At 61.6% G+C, this 18,655-nt stretch carries 17 protein-coding genes and 1 tRNA gene; 9 read left to right on the forward strand and 9 right to left on the reverse strand.

The window, feature by feature from the left end; genetic code table 11:
* Positions 1–389: 389 nt before the first annotated feature.
* The 5 genes from NGM06_RS17680 (at position 390) to NGM06_RS17700 (ending at position 4,974) form a co-directional block, all read left to right on the forward strand.
* Positions 390–584 (forward strand): hypothetical protein, encoded by a 195-nt coding sequence (locus tag NGM06_RS17680; RefSeq protein WP_254268226.1) that lies wholly within the window; start codon positions 390–392, stop codon positions 582–584.
* Between the two features lie 69 nt (positions 585–653).
* Positions 654–974 carry an SWIM zinc finger family protein gene (locus NGM06_RS17685; RefSeq protein ID WP_254268227.1) on the forward strand — a complete coding sequence of 107 codons (321 nt, stop codon included), beginning with the start codon at positions 654–656 and terminating at the stop codon, positions 972–974.
* Positions 975–1,049: 75 nt separating this feature from the next.
* A complete protein-coding gene (locus tag NGM06_RS17690; protein ID WP_254268228.1) occupies positions 1,050–2,183 on the forward strand; it encodes a DNA methyltransferase in 1,134 nt (377 codons plus the stop codon).
* 2 nt (positions 2,184–2,185) lie between these two features.
* Positions 2,186–3,805 carry a DNA methyltransferase gene (locus NGM06_RS17695; protein ID WP_254268229.1) on the forward strand — a complete coding sequence of 540 codons (1,620 nt, stop codon included), beginning with the start codon at positions 2,186–2,188 and terminating at the stop codon, positions 3,803–3,805.
* A gap of 8 nt (positions 3,806–3,813) precedes the next feature.
* Positions 3,814–4,974 carry a phospholipase D-like domain-containing protein gene (locus NGM06_RS17700; RefSeq protein WP_254268230.1) on the forward strand — a complete coding sequence of 387 codons (1,161 nt, stop codon included), beginning with the start codon at positions 3,814–3,816 and terminating at the stop codon, positions 4,972–4,974.
* A gap of 636 nt (positions 4,975–5,610) precedes the next feature.
* Here NGM06_RS17700 and NGM06_RS17705 read toward each other — a convergent pair.
* Positions 5,611–5,682 (reverse strand) — tRNA-Thr (locus NGM06_RS17705).
* An 80-nt stretch (positions 5,683–5,762) separates the two neighbouring features.
* Entirely contained in the window at positions 5,763–6,500 is a 738-nt protein-coding gene (locus tag NGM06_RS17710; RefSeq protein ID WP_254268231.1) for a DUF7114 family protein, read from the reverse strand.
* 71 nt (positions 6,501–6,571) lie between these two features.
* On the opposite strand from NGM06_RS17710, the gene NGM06_RS17715 reads away from it, so the two are divergent.
* A complete protein-coding gene (locus tag NGM06_RS17715) occupies positions 6,572–7,270 on the forward strand; it encodes an enoyl-CoA hydratase/isomerase family protein (protein ID WP_254270050.1) in 699 nt (232 codons plus the stop codon).
* Between the two features lie 241 nt (positions 7,271–7,511).
* Here the strand turns inward: NGM06_RS17715 and NGM06_RS17720 are convergent, their stop codons facing one another.
* From NGM06_RS17720 to NGM06_RS17730, 3 genes are all read right to left on the reverse strand, one after another.
* Positions 7,512–8,468, reverse strand: a complete 957-nt coding sequence (locus NGM06_RS17720; RefSeq protein ID WP_254268232.1) for an AEC family transporter — start codon at positions 8,466–8,468, stop codon at positions 7,512–7,514.
* Between the two features lie 227 nt (positions 8,469–8,695).
* Positions 8,696–9,601, reverse strand: a complete 906-nt coding sequence (locus NGM06_RS17725) for an acyltransferase (protein ID WP_254268233.1) — start codon at positions 9,599–9,601, stop codon at positions 8,696–8,698.
* A 142-nt stretch (positions 9,602–9,743) separates the two neighbouring features.
* The gene (locus tag NGM06_RS17730; RefSeq protein ID WP_254268234.1) at positions 9,744–11,294 is read right to left on the reverse strand and encodes a heme-binding protein; all 1,551 of its coding nucleotides are present in this window, start codon (positions 11,292–11,294) and stop codon (positions 9,744–9,746) included.
* 128 nt (positions 11,295–11,422) lie between these two features.
* On the opposite strand from NGM06_RS17730, the gene NGM06_RS17735 reads away from it, so the two are divergent.
* On the forward strand, positions 11,423–11,947 hold the full coding sequence (locus NGM06_RS17735) for a helix-turn-helix transcriptional regulator (protein ID WP_254268235.1): 525 nt from the start codon (positions 11,423–11,425) through the stop codon (positions 11,945–11,947).
* Positions 11,948–11,980: 33 nt separating this feature from the next.
* Here NGM06_RS17735 and NGM06_RS17740 read toward each other — a convergent pair whose 3' ends face one another.
* The 4 genes from NGM06_RS17740 to pyrH form a co-directional block, all read right to left on the reverse strand.
* Positions 11,981–13,771, reverse strand: coding sequence for a site-2 protease family protein (locus tag NGM06_RS17740; protein WP_254268236.1), 1,791 nt, complete (start codon positions 13,769–13,771; stop codon positions 11,981–11,983).
* 54 nt (positions 13,772–13,825) lie between these two features.
* A complete protein-coding gene (locus tag NGM06_RS17745; protein WP_254268237.1) occupies positions 13,826–14,248 on the reverse strand; it encodes a hypothetical protein in 423 nt (140 codons plus the stop codon).
* Positions 14,249–14,354: 106 nt separating this feature from the next.
* Positions 14,355–16,181 carry a lysine--tRNA ligase gene (gene lysS / locus NGM06_RS17750; protein ID WP_379793577.1) on the reverse strand — a complete coding sequence of 609 codons (1,827 nt, stop codon included), beginning with the start codon at positions 16,179–16,181 and terminating at the stop codon, positions 14,355–14,357.
* Complete coding sequence (pyrH, locus tag NGM06_RS17755) at positions 16,178–16,903, reverse strand: UMP kinase (protein WP_254268238.1); 726 nt, start codon at positions 16,901–16,903, stop codon at positions 16,178–16,180. Before pyrH ends, lysS begins: the two co-directional genes overlap by 4 nt.
* A gap of 205 nt (positions 16,904–17,108) precedes the next feature.
* On the opposite strand from pyrH, the gene NGM06_RS17760 reads away from it, so the two are divergent.
* Together NGM06_RS17760 and NGM06_RS17765 are read left to right on the forward strand one after the other, a co-directional pair.
* Positions 17,109–17,918 (forward strand): molybdopterin synthase, encoded by an 810-nt coding sequence (locus tag NGM06_RS17760; RefSeq protein ID WP_254268239.1) that lies wholly within the window; start codon positions 17,109–17,111, stop codon positions 17,916–17,918.
* 319 nt (positions 17,919–18,237) lie between these two features.
* The gene (locus NGM06_RS17765) at positions 18,238–18,489 is read left to right on the forward strand and encodes a DUF7123 family protein (protein ID WP_254268240.1); all 252 of its coding nucleotides are present in this window, start codon (positions 18,238–18,240) and stop codon (positions 18,487–18,489) included.
* The last annotated feature ends 166 nt before the right edge of the window (positions 18,490–18,655 follow it).

The following is an 18,655-nucleotide window of genomic DNA, read 5'->3' on the forward strand; positions in this document are numbered from 1 at the left end:
CTGTCGCGCGTATTCCGGGCAGGCAGTAAACTGCAGGCCACCGTTCTAGTTGGACATCTGTCGTAAGTCGCGTTACGTCCGCCGAAGGTCAGCGTAACCCCGGCTACGTGTCCGAAATCGAGAACGTCGATTGCTCGTCCGCGCTCGTCTGACATCCCGTCAGAGTCACGAAGAAACGCGTCGTTGGCGAGCAGTAACGACGTGGCGAAATCCAAGCTGAGCCTTCTCTCTCCGACATCGCCCGGCGGGCCGACGAGGCGGTCGACGCTCCGCTCTCGGGGGAGTCGTGTCTCGCCGACTCGTAGCAGGTGATTGAACTGCGGACCCAACGTGGCCTCGACGGGCACGTTGATACGTGGGGACAGCGAGGGGAATCCGGTCGCGGAGCAGTGCCGTTCATCGTCGAGGACGATACGGGGCGTGTCCTCGTCGAACCGGATAACGCGAAGTTCTGCCTCGCCGAGGAGTGGATTCAGGACCTCGACAGTATCCCGGACGACCCCGCACCCCGACGCTTCGTGACCTCGCAGACCAGATTCTCGGCACGGAGACGCACGGGAAACGGTACTACGAGTCCCGACTGAACGACGGCGATACCGTCACCGTACGGGGACGCGCCGATACTGACGCTCGAAGAACAGGACGGCGTCGTTGTGCCCGCCGAGTGTGAGTGCCCGGCAGACGTCCAACACGGGCCGGACTGCAAGCACAAGATCGCGCTCGCTACCGTGGGCGGCCTGGTCGTCTTCAAAGCGTCCGTGAACTTCCTGACGCCGAGTGGGAATCACGAGCGGTCGAACGCATTGACGCTTTCGGATAAACACCGGCCAGACGGCGGTACTGTTGCAGAGGATATTGTTGAGGATTCTCTCAGCCTTGATGTAGATGACTATAAGGAGTGTGACTGTGACGATCTATCCGACGATTTTCCTTGTGCCGACTGCTACATCGAAGGACGAAAAGATCTTCCGTAGGTGGACGAATAGCCAAGTTTATCAGAGCAACAAGCCACGATTTTATCAGCACGACCAAAGGCAAACACCATATATATGACACAAAAAGAATCTGAACTCCGTCAGTATGACTGGACGTTCCAAGGAGCAAATTCAAGAGAAGGCGTTCACTCTATCCATCCTTACCCTGCCAAGTTTATCCCGCAGATACCCCATCAGTTAATAGAAATATATGCTGACTCCAAATCAGATGTTGTCTTCGACCCGTTTTGTGGCTCAGGAACTGCTTTAGTGGAGGCTATGAAGAAGGGGCATTCCTCTATTGGAGTAGACGTACACCCACTCGCTTGCCTTATTAGTCGGGTCAAGACACGGCCACTGCCAGATGACTTTGGTAATCGTGCACGTGAAATTATCACGAGTGTCCGGAACAGATACCCTGGCGACGTTGAGCCTCCAGACCTCCCAAATATCGACCATTGGTTCAAGAAACCGATTCAGCAGGCTCTAACGCTCATAATTGACGAACTAGAGCAGGTCGAAAATCAGCCTACCAAGGAGGCGCTTCAGGTTGCACTCTCTAGTATAATTGTTAGGGTATCGAATCAAGACAGTAACACCCGATATGCCGCTGTAGAGAAGGACGTTACTGCAGAAGACGTTCTACAGAAGTTCTCACAAGCGTCCTCAAAGATCGAATCCGCATTCAAGAAAAATTCAGAATGGCGACGAAATAGTGCCACTTGTGACGTTCTCAACGAGAATATATTAGAAGTAGAACCCTCAGATATTCCCCAGAAGGTCGATTTGGTCATCACCTCACCGCCATATCCGAACGCATACGAATACTGGCTGTATCACAAATATCGGATGTATTGGCTTGGTCTGGCCGACCCTACCGAAGTGAAAGAAAACGAGATCGGTGCTCGGCCCCACTATCAAGGTAGCAACCCACGGGACGAAACTGACTTCGAGGAGCGGATGGTGTCTCTGTTCGACCTACTCAGAGATATTACCACGGAAGATGCTACAGCCAGTTTCGTTGTTGGACGTTCCGTGATTCAGGGGGAAGAAGTAGATAATGGTAAACTCCTAGAGCGCGCCGCTGATGCAGCCGGCTTCTATACGGCTGACTCCGCTTCCAGAAGTATCCCGTCTAACACTAAGAGTTTCAACCCGGGATACTCGAAAATAAAGGACGAGAAAATACTCACCTTCAAGAAACTATAAAGATGAAACTTCGATTCCACTGGTTTGACTACGATCATTTCCCCTACGAAGCAGAGTTCGCTAAAGCCGAATTAGATACGCTGTTTAATGGCATCGAGGTTGTCGAAGACACTGAAGATGCACTAACAGTAGAGGTCTCTAATACGGAAAATTGGGCGAAGAAGGCTGTTGAGACCACCTACTTCCAATACGTGGAGTCTGAAGATGAAGTTGTGGTTACGAACCAAGCAAAATTGGAGGTTGCAGAAGATTCTTCCTCCATTGAGTCTTCTGACCATTCTCTGTCTAACTATCGGTTAGGCCGCCAACAGACGCGTTACTCTTCTCACGGAATACACGAGTATAGAGGGAAATTCAACCCACAAGTCGTTCGGTCGATCGGGAATAGATTCGGGCTGGAATGCGGAGATTGGTTACTCGACCCGTTCTCTGGAAGTGGGACGGCTCTCGTTGAAGCAAAGCACCGTGGTTGGAACGCTGTTGGAATCGAGATTAACCCTCTAGCAGTTAAGATTGCTAACGCAAAGGTAGATTCCCTAGAGGTCCCAGAAGATAGACTTAATGAGGAAATGAAGTCGGTTATCGAAGATTTGCGCCGTCAATTTCAGGATTATACCCTGTATTCTCCTTTCCCAGAAGAAAATATTGAATCATTAGCCGGGAAGGGGTGGAAAGAGGATATTCAGGGCATCGATTATCTCGAAAGTTGGTTCGTTGACTCGGTACTCGTCCAAATTCACGCGATTCAGCGACGCTTGTTGTCGGTTAGTTCCGATAAAACACAAGAGGTGCTGGAAATCCTCTTAAGCGATGAACTGCGCGATGCGTCGCTACAAGATTCTGGTGACCTTCGCACTCGGAAAATGGATGATAAACCTGCTAACTATCCTTTAGTCACAAAATTCATCGAACGTATAGAGGAATTCCTCCAAACTGTCCTCCGTAGCCGTACCGCCATCACCGGTAACGGTGGGAACCAATTCGCGCTAGAGTCGGATTCTAGAGACTTCGCAAATGAGGTGTTGAGCCACCCTAGCCTCCCAAAAGATACGAAATTCGATGGCGCACTCACTAGCCCACCATATGCTTCTGCTCTACCGTATGTAGATACGTACAGATTGAGTATGTATCTCTTCGGCTTAATTAAGACTGGAGAGATGCGTGAGAAATCGAGATCGCTAATCGGCTCGCGTAATATTAAGGAAACCACGAGACGGGAGATTTACGATTCGATTGAAACAAATGAACACCATCTACCAAAAGGGTGTATCTCTACCTGCCGAAATCTGAAGGAAGCCGTAGATTCCGAGTCCGACGGGTTCCGCCGTCAGAATAGGCCTGCTCTCGTTTATCAATATCTGGTAGATATGAAGCAATCCTTCAAAGAAACATATGGCGTATTAAAGGATAAGGCTCCATATGGGCTGATTGTTGGTCGTAATACTACTGAATTGGGTGGAGAAGAGTATGTAATCGATAACCCGGAACTTCTTGCAGAACTTGGCGAACAAGTTGGCTACAAAGTTGATGAGCGGGTTGAGATGGATACCCATCGTAGATATAGCATGCACAATAGTAATAACTCAATTGACACAGAACAGTTATTGGTGTTAGTGAAATAGCCTATTACATGGATGTCTCACCGATTCGTCAGGTCGTTACCGAAGATATCGAAGGCGATCGATTTGGCGATGTACTGAAAGAGCGTCTGGAAGATGATCGATATTCACAATTCTATTTCGCAATCGCGTTTTTGAGAAGGTCTGGGTTTGACTACTTGGGAGAATCGCTATCTGAATTTCTCAATCAGGGCGGGGAGTTATTCGGGGTCGCAGGTGTCGACAATAAGGTGACTACAAGAGAAGCCCTCGAACAACTGAGTGCGATGGCCACGCAATCGACTATTTATAATACTAGTTCGGATTTCATCTTCCACCCAAAATTCTATATGTTGGAGGGTGATGACGAAGCGGCTCTAATAATTGGAAGCGGTAATCTGACTAGAGATGGTCTGTTCCGCAACGTAGAATTTGGAACGATAATAGAATTCAACCTCTCTGACGAAAATGAAGTCGAGAAATTTGCGGAGTACAAGTCATTCCTTGAGACTCTGCTTGATGATGCTCACCCAAACGTTCAGCCCATCAGCGAGAATCTCCTGGACTTACTGGAGGAAAGCGGAACTCTGGTAACCGAAGACGAAGCCGTCGGAGGAGAGGCTTCAACACGTGGTTCAGGAGACCCTTCTGAGAATGGTGTGTCGGAAGAAGTGCGTGAATTATTCCCAACTCAAGAGACACCTAGCCTCCCGACTACATCACGAGTTTCTGCGGATGAGCGCGAAACTAGTGGCACGACAACCAGTACTTCCCCGGAAGAGTGGGACACTTTCGTTCTTCAATTGTCTCCATTTGATTCCAGCCACCAGCCAGGCACTCCTGGGACACCGGAAGTCCTGATTCCGATGGACGCCGTCGACTTTTTCCCAGAGATCACTGAAGGGCCTCACAAACATCCTGACGTGTATTTTGATGGTGAACTGGAAACTGCTGGAGGGAGTGAAAATGTGAATTATCGGTTCTGGTATTACGATGACAGACGTGAATGGAGATTGAATGTCAGGGAAGCAACGATGGAACAAGTGAGTCCAAGGGGAGGTTCGATTCTCGTCATCTCAAAAACGGATTCTTCATTCCGAGTTAGAGTAGTGAATCAGGGGGATGGAGACTTCCAACGGTTCCGCGATGCATGTACAGAAGAGGTTGGGGAGAAAGTATGGGGGTTTATTTAACAAGTTAATTCCTTGTTCAACTGGGGTGGACTAGTTCATCAAGGCGCTGGAAGGTGACCGGCAGACGTTGGATACTAAAGACGGAATTTCAGAGCGCAAGAAATCCACGTTGGTGTCCCCTGTGGACACCAGCGGGCGGGGCTTACGTAAATCGACATGTCGAAGTGATAGATTGGCGTAAGGAGTGGAATACGACGAGAACGCGCCCGCAATCTCACGGCGCGGTGCTGTTCTCCACGTCTGGAATCAGGAATATCCGATATACCCGTCAAATCTACAAAATTTTTGAAGCGGACTAACGATTCTCAATGGCCCGCGCGTTCGTCTCATGTCGCAACCTCCTACCTTCCACAGCGCGGGCGTTCTCGCGGGTTGACGCGTCATGTACGGAGTAGATAGCCGTTCCAATGCCAAGGGAGAGGTAATGGTGCGCCGGATACTTGGCGTTCCTGCGAACGCATGTCATATTTTGAAACCGCATGGCTGCGTGGGGTGGCTTCCGCGACGGGTGTAATTCATAGCGCGGAAGTACCGGCAAAACAGGCTGTTTGACGGGTAGGATACTCGGTCGAAAACGCCGCAAAAGTTATGATAGAGCGACGCTGTACCGCCATTTAGGTCAACTGCTCCGCAGGAAGCCTAGGCCGGGATTTGAACCCGGGCTCTCGTCCTTACCAAGGACGCGCTTTACCTCTAAGCTACCCAGGCGCACTCCGCTACTTCGGTGCATTTCATGGTATGCCCGGAAACCTCTTTAGGCGTTTCGATTCGCATCAGGGAGACGGCGGTCAGGGGTCGGTGGCAGAGGGCCGGGGGTCCTCGGCGGGGCCGAACTGTCGGGGGTCCGGCGCGTCGGCCACGGCCTCCTCGACGGCGTCGGCGACCGAGTCCGGCGACTCCGGATGGTCGCCGTCGAGCGACTCGGCCAGTTCCGCGGCGTAGGCGAGCAGCGCGTCGGAGGGTTCGGACCCGAACGCGGTCGTGCCCGCGACCACCGCGAGTTCGAACACGTCGGTCTCCAGCGCGTGCGGTGCGGTCGGGCGACCCTGCTGGCCCTCGGTCTCGTCGCGCCCGAACGACTGGACGGTCTCGACGGCCTTGTCGGCGGCCTCGGTCCGCGCGAGCAGCGAGAATCCACGGGCGACCATCACGTCCGCGGCGAGGATGTCGATGTTGCTGTCGGTGTGCGGCGGGTCGCGGTCCCACGGCGACTCGTCGGCGAGCGCGCGGGTGAGGCGCAGTCCCTCGTAGATGAGTTGGACGCCAGCGGCGCGCTCCTCGACGCCCACGGGACCGCTCCCGGTTGCACGTCCGTCGGTACTGCTCGGTAGCTCCCCCGTTCCGCTCGGTTTCCGGCCTCCGGTCGCACTCGCCCCCTCGACGGCCCCCGCGGAGGTGAGCGCCAGCACGCCCGGCACCATCGCGGACTCGTCGAGGAGCGAGTGGATGCGTTCGCGGAGTCGGTCCGGCGCAACGTCTCGAACCGCCTGTCGTCCTGCTTCTCGTGCCCGGACGGCCGCTTCCATTGAGCGACCCTTACGACGGAATCGCCAAAGACCTTTGGAAACCGACTCCGATGTGCGAACGTGACGGGACCGTGATTCGGACTCAGGACTGCGACCGCGTGCGGGTCGTGACGCTCGACAGACCCGACCGACGCAACGCGCTCACGCCCGACGGACTCGACGCGCTCGAAGCGGCGGTGACCGATACCGACCGACCGGTCGTCTACCTCCGCGGCGAGGGACCGGCGTTCTGCGCGGGCGCGGACCTCGACGTGGTGGCCGGACTCGACCGCGAGGCCGCCGAGGCGTTCGCCGAGCGCGGCCAACACGTCGCCGACGCCGTCGAGGACGCCGACAGCGCGGTCGTCGCGGGCATCGACGGCCCGGCCCGCGGCGGCGGGGTCGAACTCGCGCTGGCCTGCGACCTCCGGGTCGCCACCCCGGACGCCACCTTCGCGGAACCGGGCGTGAAACTGGGCCTGTTCGGCGCGTGGGGCGGGACCGCGCGCCTCCCCGGAATCGTCGGCGAGGGCGAGGCGCTGGACCTCGCGCTCTCGGGTCGGACCGTGGACGCCGAGGCGGCCCACAGGATGGGACTCGTGACGCGAGTGACCGACGACCCGCGGGCGGTCGCCGACGAACTCGCCGCCAACGACCCCGAGACCCTCCGCCTCGTCAAGGAACGCATGCGCGACGACTCGCCGCCGGAGGTCCAGCAACGCCGCGAGACCGAGGTCTTCGGCCGCCTCGTCGAGCGCCACGCCGACGCCATCGCCGACCGGCGCGAGTAGTGAGCTACCGCCGACCGTCCTGCCGGCGCGCGCTGGCACGACGCCCTCGCGCGTCGTGCCCGTCTGCGCGAGGGAGTCGGCCGCCAGAAGGCGGCCGACGAGGCCGGGGAGGCGCGAGGCTCGCGGTTGCGGTGCGGGGCAGTTGCGGTACTCCTCGGCTCAAGCAGTAGCTACCCCTCCTCGACTTCCGACTCTCATCGACGGCCCGATTCAACTGTCTCCCTTTGGCCTGCTTCCGAACTCAAATCACCAATCCGGACTGCAACACCGCGATGAGTCCCGTCAGCGTCACCACGCTCGCGACCGTACTCGCGAAAATCGCGGTACTCACGTACTCCGGTCCCGACAACCCCTCCCCGTCGCCCGAATCGTACTCGATGGACAGAATCAGCGGCGTGACCGCGGCGGGCATCCCGCACTCCAGCACGAACACCCGCGCTACCGCGGGACTCGCCCCGAGACCGAGAACCAGCGCCACCCCCACGCCGACCAGCGGTGCCACGACCAGTTTCAGGCCGTTCGAGACGCCGACCCGCGAGATGGCCGCGCCGTGCTGGGTGTTGGCGAGTTGGATGCCGAGCATCAGCAACATCACGGGGATGGAGGCGTCGCCGACGAGTTGCAGCGTCTCCATCGCGGCGGTGTCGGCGGCCGGGACCACACCGGCCCACCGCGCGACCCACGCCGCGACCACGGCGTAGACCAGCGGGAGGCGAAACACCTCCGCGGCGGCCGACCGGAGGTCGGTCGTCTCGCCGCGCGAGGCCAGATAGACGCCGACGGTGTACATCAGCACCGACTGGCCCGCGATGTAGAGGACCGCCGTCGAGCGCCCGACCGCGCCGAACGCGAACGCCGACAGCGGAATGCCGTAGTTGCCCGCGTTCGGGAACGACGACGAGAGGACCAGCGCGCCCAGCACGGGTTCGGACTCGCCGAGCAGTCGGCCGACGAGTTCCGCCAGCGCGACCATCGCCAGCGTGAACAGTCCCACGCCCGCCAACAACTTCGCGGCCAGTCCGCCCGAAATCTCGGAGGTGGCGAGACTGTGGAAGATGAGCGCGGGCGTCAGGACGTAGATGGTGACGGTCCCCAGCGCGTCCACGTCCACCTCGCGGACTTTCCCGAGCAGGAAGCCGACCGCCGCGACGGACAGGACCGGGAGGATGGCCGTCCCGAGCGCGGAGACGAGTGACACGTCTCGGACGGTGACGGTTCGTCGTTACAAAGGTGTCGGAGGCGGCTAAGTGCAGTGGTTTTCTCCGGGTGTTCGACTCGCCACCAGAGGCGTTCGATTCTCCCTCACCACCGAAACGGGAGGCGGTAGTCACTCGCGCTCGAAAGGACCGACGAGAGATACCGCTGTCGCGTCTCGGAGACGTGGCCACAGAACAGACTTGCGCGACTCGCCGACGGACGGCCCTCTCACTCCTCGTTCGGCGGGTTCAGGTCGCGCTGGAACTCGTCGTAGACCTCTAGGTCCTCGGGGAGGTCGTACTCGATGCGCCGGGATTCCTTGTCGGTCTCGACGTCGGCGTCGAGGGGTTCGGCCGCGCTCTCCCACCCGGGCTTTATCTTCACGCTCTTCGCGGGTTGGCCCACCGCGACGTGATGGGCGGGCACGTCGCTCTGGACGACCGACTTCGCGCCGACGATGGCGTTCTCGCCGACCCGGACGCCAGCGCGGACCATCGAGTCGTAGGTGACGCGAACGTCGTCCTCGATGACGGTGCGGTAGTTGCGCACCTCGGTCTGGTCCACCACGTCGTGGTCGTGGGTGTAGACGTGCGCGGAGTCGGAGACGGAGACCCGGTCGCCGAGCGTCAACTCCCCGCGGTCGTCCAGATGCACGTCGTCGTGGACGACCACGTTGTCGCCGACGGTGATGTTGTGACCGTAGGTGAACGTGATTCCCTTGAAGAAGCGGCAGTCGTCGCCGCACTCGGCGAAGAGGTGGTCGGCGAGCATCCGGCGGAATCGGAGCGCGAACTCCACGTTGTCGGCCATCGGCGTGGCGTCGAACTGCCGCCAGAGCCACTGGAGGTGCTTGGACTGCTGGAACTTCTCCTCGTCCTTCTCGGCGTAGTACTCGCTCTCGAGGGTCGCGTTACACGGGTCGTAGCTCTGGAGGCGAATCTCCTCGGCGGGCGAGACGCGCTCGCCGTTCTGCCACCGCTCGTAGGCCTCCCGGTCTCCGTGGAGGTCCACCAGCACCTGCTCGACCACCTCGCAGGTGTCCTCGTCGCTCGCCAGTCGGGCGTCTACCTCGGCTATGAACTCTTCGAGTGAGGCCTCCATCTCGTCGGAGAGGGATACGTGTCGTTTGGTCATACAGGGTCCTCCGTCGCTTATATTTCGAACACTACTCGTCCTGACTTGATGGGGGTTTTGGTTGTGGTGGGAACCGCCGCGACCGACCGGCGCGCTCGCGGCGGAAACCGGCCGACGACTCCGCGGGACAGTCTCGGGCGGTTCAGGCCAAGAAGACGTGTCGCGGTCGGTCGGCCAGCACGTCGCGGCCCCAATCGACGGTGTCGGCGAAGTCGTCGCTCCGGAAGAACGCCATGGCGTCGTCCTTGGACTCCCACTGACTGGCGATGAACATGTCGTTCTCGTCCTCGCGGTTGGCCAGCAGGTCGGTCTCGAGGTGGCCGTCCATCTCTTCGAGCAGGCCGCCGACCGTCTCGAACTTCTCCACGAAGTCCTCGCGGTGTTCGGGCTTGACGGTGTAGAACATCCCCATCGTGCCGAACCCGCTCTCCTCTCCTGCGTGGCCACTGCCACGTTCACCAGCGCGGGCCACGATGCCCGGCAGGTCCGAGAGGAACCCGCCCGCGGTGTCGGCCGCGCTCTGGGTCTCCCAGATGCTCACGACCGCCGAGCGGTCCCGGTCGTTCGCTCGGTAAACGGCGGTCTTGACGTGCGTGTCGTAGTGGTCGAAGTTCTTCCGGAGACCGTCCACTTCCTCGAACAGTTCGTCGGGGTCGGCCTCGGAGTAGAGGACCATCGCGTACACGTCCTCGCCGTGGGGTTGGCCCGCGTAGATGTCGAGGTCTTCGAGTTCGCCCCGGATGCTGCCGGAGTCGTCCTCGGCGGTCGATTCGTCGCCGCCGTGGTGGTGGTCGCTGTCTCCACCGTGGTGATTCCCCTCGCCGTCCCCGTGGCCGTGATGACTCTCGGACTCGCCGTGGCCGTGTCCGCCCTCGCCGTGGGGATGGCCGGATTCGTCCGCCTCTTCCTCGGCGGGGACCGCCTCACCGGCCATGAACTGGGGGAGGTCCTCCGGCGGGAACTGGCGGCCGAAGTAGAACGGGCCGAACTCGGCGTACTTGGAACTGCTCTCGTCGAACCGGAGTTCGTACAGCAGGTCCTTGATGTTGGTCGCGTCGTTGCTGAACAGGTCCACGCCCCACTCGAAGTCGTCGAAGCCGATGGAACCGGTGATGACCTGCGAGACCTGTCCGGCGTAGGTCTTGCCGATTTCGCCGTGGGTGTCCATCATCTCGGCGCGCTCGTCGAACGGCAGGTCGTACCAGTTCTCCCCCGGTTCGCGGCGCTTGTCCATCGGGTAGAAGCAGACGAACTCGCTGTCGGGAATCTGTGGGTAGAGTTTGCTCTCGGCGTAGCGCGCGAGACCGGTGTCCTCGATTTCTTCGGGTTCCTTCGTCATCTCCTCGTTGGTGTAGCCGCCGACCTCGGTCACCGAGACGTAGGAGTTGCTCTGCTCGGTGTACTCGGCGAACGCGGTGTCCTCGAACGCGCGCTCGGCGGTGTCGAGGTCGGCCATCGTCGGCCGGAAGTGGAGGACCAGCAGGTCGGCCTTGTGTCCGAGCATCGAGAAGACGGCCGAGGAACCGTCCTCGGCGTCGGTCACGTCCACGCGCTCGCGCAGGAACGAGATGCCGTCTTCGAGCGCGGACTCGCGCTCTCGTTCGGGGGCGGCGCGCCACGCGTCCCAGTCCACGGTCCGGAAATCGTGTAGCGCGTACCAGCCTTCGTTGGTCGCAGGGGGTTCTCTCGTCATGCGTCCATCTCGGTCCCCTGACGGTAATAGCGTTTTGAGTCGCAGTAGGTCTCGGCCGTCCAGACCGTCGAACGCGCTCGTTACCCCGACCGAAAGCCTTTCAAAAATACGGTCGGAATCTCCTGTCAATGCGGAAAAGCGGCCCGCCGAAAGGCCTCATCGCGTATCTCGTGTTGGAACTTCTGGACGAAAAACCGCGGTACGGGTACGAGATACTCAAGGAGATACGGTCTATCAGCGGCGGCCACTGGGAACCATCGTACGGGTCGGTCTACCCCATCCTCTACAAGTTCGAGGAGAAAGGCTGGGCCGAGCGCATCGAGCGCGCGGACGAACCCGACCGCAAGTACTTCGAGATCACCGACGCGGGCCGCGAGGAACTCGCCGAGAAGCGCGAGGAGACCGGCGGCAAGGCCCGCGACTTCGCGGACGTGATTCTGGGGTTCTACCACGTCTTCGCGGCGTTCGCCACCGACGACCGCTTCGAGGTCGAGGACCGAGCGGACGAGTGGCGCTTCGACGAGGACTTCAACGCGTGGATAGTCGAGCAACTGATTCGCCACTACGAGCGCGACTTCGGTGACTTCGAGCGCATCCCGGACACTCCCGAGGAGTTCGCCGAGCGCATGGGACTGGACGACGACGAGGAGTAAGGAGTCGAAGCGCGACGGTTCGACGCCGTTCTCTTATCCCGACAGCAGTTGCGGTCCGAACACCATCAACAGCAGACTCACCAGCATCACCAGTCCGATGGTCGTCGTGACCATCGTCGTCAACTGGCGACCCTGATTCGTCGGAAGGCGCGAGACGACCGCCTCCGTACTCGCCCGGAGGATGTGGCCCCCGTCGAGCGGGAACGCCGGGATACAGTTGAAGAACCCGAGGTTGAGGTTCACCCACCCGGTCCAGAACAGCACGTTCGCCAGTACGAACAGGCCCCAGTCGCCGAGGAACGAGAGCGGCCCGCCCGCGGCGGTGTAGAAGCCGCCGTTCCACGCGACGAACCCCGCGAAGTTGTACGTGTACGGGAGCGAGACGCTGGCGAACGGCAGCAGCAGGATGCCGAAGACGCCCGAGAGGAACGAGATTATCGGGCCGCCGAGACCGCCGACGACGCTACCCAAATCGCCACCGAGCAGGCTGAGGAACTGTTGGGCGGGGTAGAGTTGGACGCCGAACCCGTTGACCGAGATGCCGCTGGTGCCCTGCATGACGTAGATGCCGAGCATGGCGTCCCCGCCGTCGGACCCGCCGAGGGTCACGTCGTAGCGCTCGACGCTCCCGTTGACCCACGCCTCGACGGTCGTGTTCTGGTCGGGGTCGTACCGGTCCAGCGTCGCGCTGAGTTCCGAGGCGTTCCGGACGCGCTCGCCGCCGACGGAGGTGATGACGACATTCCCTTCGGTCGGTAGACCGGCGTTATCGGCCGCCCTGTCCGGTCGAACCGTCGCCAGCGCGCCGATGGGTCCGGTGGCGGTCGTTCCGTTCGCGGTTTCGATAGTCGCCACCGTCCGGTTGGCGACCGCCCGGTGGAACTCGCCCTCCGTGTGGACGGTCGTTCCGTTGACCGCGGTGATAGTCGCGCCTTTCCCCACGCCCGTTGTGAACGGCGAGTCCGGGTAGATGCCGGTCACGAGCAGCGACCGCTCGATGGTCGTCGTCTCGCCGCTGGCCAGCGTCACCTCGACCGAACGGTCGTCGATACGCGAGAGCGTGGCGTCGAGGGCGTCGTTGCTCTCCACCGGAGTTCCGCCGACCGAGACGATGCGGTCGCCCGCGGACAGTCCGGCGTCGTCGGCGGCCGACCCCGGTAACACCCCGCCGATGGCCGCGCCGGGCGCGACGGCGATGGACCCGACGACCGGCCCGAACAGCAGGAGGAAGGCGGCGACCGTGACCGCGAAGTTGTTGGTGACGCCCGCCGCGAACATCCGACTCTGGCTCCCGCGGTTCGCGTCGGCCCGACTCTCCTCGTCGGGTTCCACGAACGCGCCGACCGGCAGGAGCGCGAGCGCCGCCACGCCCATCGACTGGATTTCGATGTCCTCTACTCGACACATGAGACCGTGGCCGCCCTCGTGGACGACGAGGCCGACGAGCAGGCCGAACAGGATTTCGGGCGCGACCGACAGCGGGAGGAACTGGTTGACGCCCGGAATCACGAGGACGTTCTGCGGTTCGGTCGCCGCGGTCGGGGCGGGCGGGTTCCGGACGACCGCGACGGCCTGCACTATCAACAGCAGGAACGTGCCGACCATGACGACCAGCGCGATGCCGAGTCCGAAGTTCCCCCACGCCCGCCACAGGCGTTTCGGCTGGGCGAGCCAGTCGAGGAACTTCTTGCCGCGCTGAGTGTGAACGGTCAGAATCGGTCCTTGAGTACCGATATACGACGGCAGTAACCCCTGCGAGTCGAGGAGTAACACCCCGAGCCAGTAGACCGCAATTCCGACGAGGACCCACACGAACGTGTTCATCGGACGAAAGAAGGGACGCGCGAGTCAAAGGCGTTTGGGAACGCCCCGAAACCGCTACTTCGACCCGGACGAACCGGACGAGCTAGCGGAACCGGACCCCGACGAGGTTTCCGCTGTCTGCCAGTCCTCTTCTAACTTCTGCTGGGAATCGGACTTCTTCTGCTTGCGGCGCTGGCGCAGTTTCCGGGCGGCGGCCGCTCCGGCCGCGGTACCGCCGAGGATGACCATCCGTCGGCCGTACTTGCGGATGCGACTCTTCCCACCGCTACCGCCGGACTGCTGGTCCGACTGACCGGACTGCTGGCCCTGTTGGCTCGACTTGCTTCCCTGCTGGCCCGACTGGCCGTCCTGCTGACTGGATGCGCTCTCGTGCTCCGTCTTCTGTTTGCTCGATTCCGCGGGCTTGACTTTCGCTTCCTCGACCGATTCGACGCGCTTGAACGCGGGTTTCTCGAGGTTTAGTTCTATTATTGACATAGTAAGTCTCCTCGGGTCGGTCGGTACCGCGCCGCCCGACTCTCGATTCGAACAACGCTTGGAAGATACTTTGTTATGCTGGCTCTGATACGGGCGTAGGGGACGGTTACTCCTCGCGCCGGAGGCGAGTGAGCACGAACTCGCGGTCGAGTTTCGCGAGGAACGGCCCGAGTTTCGGACCCTCCTCGTCGTCGAAGAACAGGCGGTAGCCGACCGAGAAGAACTCACCGACGGGGATGTCGTGGCGCTTGGCCGTCTCGTAGATTTCGCCCTGAATCTCCTCGGGGTCGTCGTGAGTCTCCACGAACGCCGCGAGTTCGTCCAGCGCGGTCTCGGTGTCCGGGTCGAGGTCCACGTCCGGCATCTCGCTTCGCTTGAGTTCGTAGTCGAACTCGTTGCCCGTGCGGCGCGCCCACTCGCGGGCGTTCTCGACGCGTGAGAGGGCGAACTCCGTGACCCACTCGGGCGCGTCGTCCGGAACGTGACCCTCACGGCGGGCGATTTCTTCCCGGAGGTCGGGGTCGTCTGTCATGCCGAGGACGGCCGCGAAGGTGTAGGGCAGTCGGACGCGTTCGCCGAACGGACCGTCGACGAGGTCGTTCGCCTGCGCGCGCCGGGTGGAATCGACCACGGCGACGCTCCCGCGCTCGGGGGTCGAGACGGGGTCGCCGTCCTCGTCGAAGCGGGCGGCCACGGTCGGCCGAATCGTCGGCGGGTAGGCGGCGTCCGCGATTTCCTCGGCCTTCTCGTCGGCGTCGGTCCGCTCCTCGCCCTCGGTCTCGCCGTAGTAGTTGCGCTCGAACTCGTCGAACTCGTCCACGAGGTGGTCCAGATGTTCGACGGTGAAGTCCCGGGCCTTGCTCGGGTCCTTGGTGAAGAAGTACCGGAGGACTTCGGGTTCGAGCATCTCCAGGGTGTCCTGCACCATGATGACGTGGCCGGACGACGACGAGAAGGGTTCGCCGTTGAGCGTGAACCACTCGTAGGCCATCGGTACCGGCGGTTCGTTCTCGAAGACGTTCCGGGCCACGTCCGACCCGCTGGGCCACGACCCCTCGGCGTGGTCCTTGCCGAACGGTTCGTGGTCCACGCCGAGGACCTGCCACTGGCCGGGCCACTCGAAGCGCCACGGGAGTTTGCCCTCGCGGAAGGTAGCGGTGCCTTCGTGACCGCACCCCTCGATGGTCTGGTCGCCCGCCTCCATGTCGGTGCAGACGTACTCGACGGTGCCCGAGTCGAGGTCGATGTCGGTGACGGTCTCGGTAATCTTGCCGCAGTCCTCGCAGATGGGGTTGAACGGGACGTACTCCTCGTCCACCTTGTCCTGATAGTGCGAGAGAACCTCGCGGGCCTGCTCGCGGTGTTCGAGGACGTGGCGAGTCACGTCCTCGAACTCACCGGACTCGTAGAGTTCGGTGTTCGAGACCATCTCGACCGGGATGCCCAGCAGTTCGGCGCTCCGCTCGATGAGGTTCGAGAAGTGTTCGCCGTAGGAGTCACAGCAGCCGAAGGGGTCGGGAATGTCGGTGTAAGGCTTGCCCAGATTCCGGCCCAAGGCTCCGGCGTTCACGTCGCCCAACTCCACGACGTTCCCGTCGAGGTCCGCGAGCTTTCTGGGGAGTTTACGCAGGGGGTCGCGGTCGTCGGCGGTGAACACCTGTCGGACCTCGTAATCCCGTTCCCGCAGGGCCTCGGCGACGAAGTAGCCCCGCACGATTTCGTTCATGTTGCCGAGGTGCGGGACGCCCGACGGCGAGATGCCGCCCTTGATTACGATGGGGTCGTCGGGGTCGCGGGCCAGAATCTGGTCGGCGACCGCCTCGGCCCAGAACGGGTGGGACTGGGGCCCCTGAAGCACGTACGGGTCGTCGTCGGGGTGCATCTCCCGGGCGGTCGGGTCGCCGGAGTCGTCGCTGGCTGGTCCGTCGCTCATCGCTCGTCTCGCGCCCAGTAGGTCATCTGGTCGTCCGCTCCCTCCGGCACGATGTCGGTGCCCTCGTGTTCACCGTACCGGACCGCGTCGGCGATGCGCTCGGGTTCCGTGCCGTCGAGGACGATGGTGCGCACGCCCGACCGCTCGATGAGTTTCGCCGCCAGCAGGTCCACCGGCGCAGAACTCCCGGCGTTCATCTCCAGTCCCGCGATGACGTCCACGAGTTCCCCGGCGTTGAGTTCGTCGTACTTCTTGGCGTCCGGATCCTCGTTGGGGTCGTCGCTGAATACGCCGGGGACGCTGGTCGCGTAGACCAGCAGGTCGGCGTTGGTGTACTCCGCGAGCGCCGCGCTCACCGCGTCGGTGGTCTGACCGGGCGTCACGCCGCCCATCACCGCGATGTCGCCGCGGTGCATCGCCGCGCCCGCCGACTCGTAGTCCTCGGGCGGACTCGGCGCGGCCTGCTCGGACAGCGCCGCGATGAGCAGGCGCGCGTTGAGCCGCGTCACGTCGATGCCGATGTCGTCGAGTTCTATCTCGTTCGCACCTAGATCACGCGCACTGGCGATGTACTCGCGAGCGACGCCGCCGCCACCGACGACGGTTCCGACTGTGCAGCCTTCGGCGGCGAGGTCCTCGATCACGTCGGCGTGGTCGCGGACGCGCTCGGAACCGAGGTCGGGCGCGAGTACGCTCCCGCCGATGGAGACGACTACTTTCATTCTGTGGCCGAGTAGCCCGGTCGCGGCCTTAAGGATTACCAACTGCGGAAGGCAACGAACCGATTTTCGTCGCCGACCTTCGCGTCACGGCTGTCCTCTCCGTGACCCGTGCAGACGCCACGGTCCCCGAGCGGCGTCCCTCGAAACTGCTCGCGGATTCGGGGTCACCGAAGGCTACAAGCGCACCCCGGTCCAAAACCGCCCCATGCACGTACTGAGCCTCGTCGGTCCCGACGCGGCGGCGCGGGCGGTCGCCGACCGACTGGCGAGTCGCCTCGGCGAGGACGGCCGCGTCGCGGAGGTCCGCCGGACCGAAACCGACGTCGAACAGCACGACGGACCCTCGGCGGCGAAGTTCGAGTTCACGGACGGAAACTGGTCGGCGACGGGCCGCGACCGGTCGCTGTCGGACCTGCTCGCCGACCTCGCGCCCGACTACGAGTACGCGCTGCTGGTCGGGTTCCCGGAGGCCGACGTACCGCAGGTCCGTATCGGCGACGCCGCGGATTCGGACTCCGAGGCCCCGGCAGCGGTCCTGCTCGACGCCGCCGATGCTGCCGACGTGGACCCCGACGAGGTCCGGACCGCGCTCGCCGGGACCGAACCGTACGAGACCCTCGAATCGCTGGTGGCCGAGGCCAAGCGGTCCGAGGACGCCCCCTACTCGGGTGCCATCGCGACCTTCACCGGTCGGGTCCGCGCGAAGGAGGACGCCGCCGATACGCCCACCGAGTTCCTCGAATTCGAGAAGTACGAAGGCGTCGCCGAGGACCGCATGGACGCTATCAGCGCGGAACTGGAGGAACGCGACGGCGTCTACGAGGTGTTGATGCACCACCGAACGGGCGTCATCGAGTACGGCGAGGACATCGTGTTCGTCGTGGTGCTGGCGGGCCACCGCGAGGAGGCGTTCCGCACCGTCGAGGACGGTATCGACCGACTCAAAGACGAGGTTCCCATCTTCAAGAAGGAGTCCACGACCGACGAACAGTTCTGGGTTCACGAGCGCCAGTAACGTTTTTCACGGTTCCTCCGTCCGCTGCGACGCGCTCTGGGAGTGTGAACTACTGGTTCGACGACACCGATAGCAGTCCGTCTCGGCGTCTCCCCCGACCGTGTCAGTCAGTTACATAGGGTTCGGGGTTTCGGGACCGAAAGGTGAAACAAAATCTTAGATGGCGCTTTAAACGATGAAGCGGCCCGAGAAAACGTCGTAAAAAGTCGGTTTCACCCCATTTTCCCGCTTCGTGTCGTCTCCGTTATTCAAATCCGCGGAAAACGACCCTAACCGTCTCCCCTTTATATCATCCCTTGCCGCTTACGTGGAAATGACGATGAGCGCAACAACGAAGCCCTCCGACGCTCCCGAACCGCAGTCCAAGGAACAACGCCTCAAGCAGTTCCTCCGGAGCAAAGCAGACGACGGGGAGATGTACTTCAAGAGCAAGTTCATCGCGGACGAGGTCGACCTCTCGGCCAAGGAGATCGGTGCGCTGATGGTGAAACTCAAGGACTCCGCCACCGACCTCGAAATCGAGAAGTGGTCGTACACGTCCGCGACGACGTGGCGCGTCTGCCCCGCATAAGTACTGAATCGTTGCGTGCACCGTCCGTCTGGTCCCCTTCGGACGGTTCGCCTCCCCCATTTTCCCCTGTTTCCACGTCACTCGCTACCGACGGGTACGCCCTGCGTTCGCACGGTTTTCACCCGCGTGAACCGCCGCTCGCCGGTAGAACCACGCTCTTTTTCTC

Origin of the sequence: Halorussus aquaticus (genome assembly GCF_024218795.1) — an archaeon.
Taxonomy (GTDB): Archaea; Halobacteriota; Halobacteria; order Halobacteriales; family Haladaptataceae; genus Halorussus; species Halorussus aquaticus.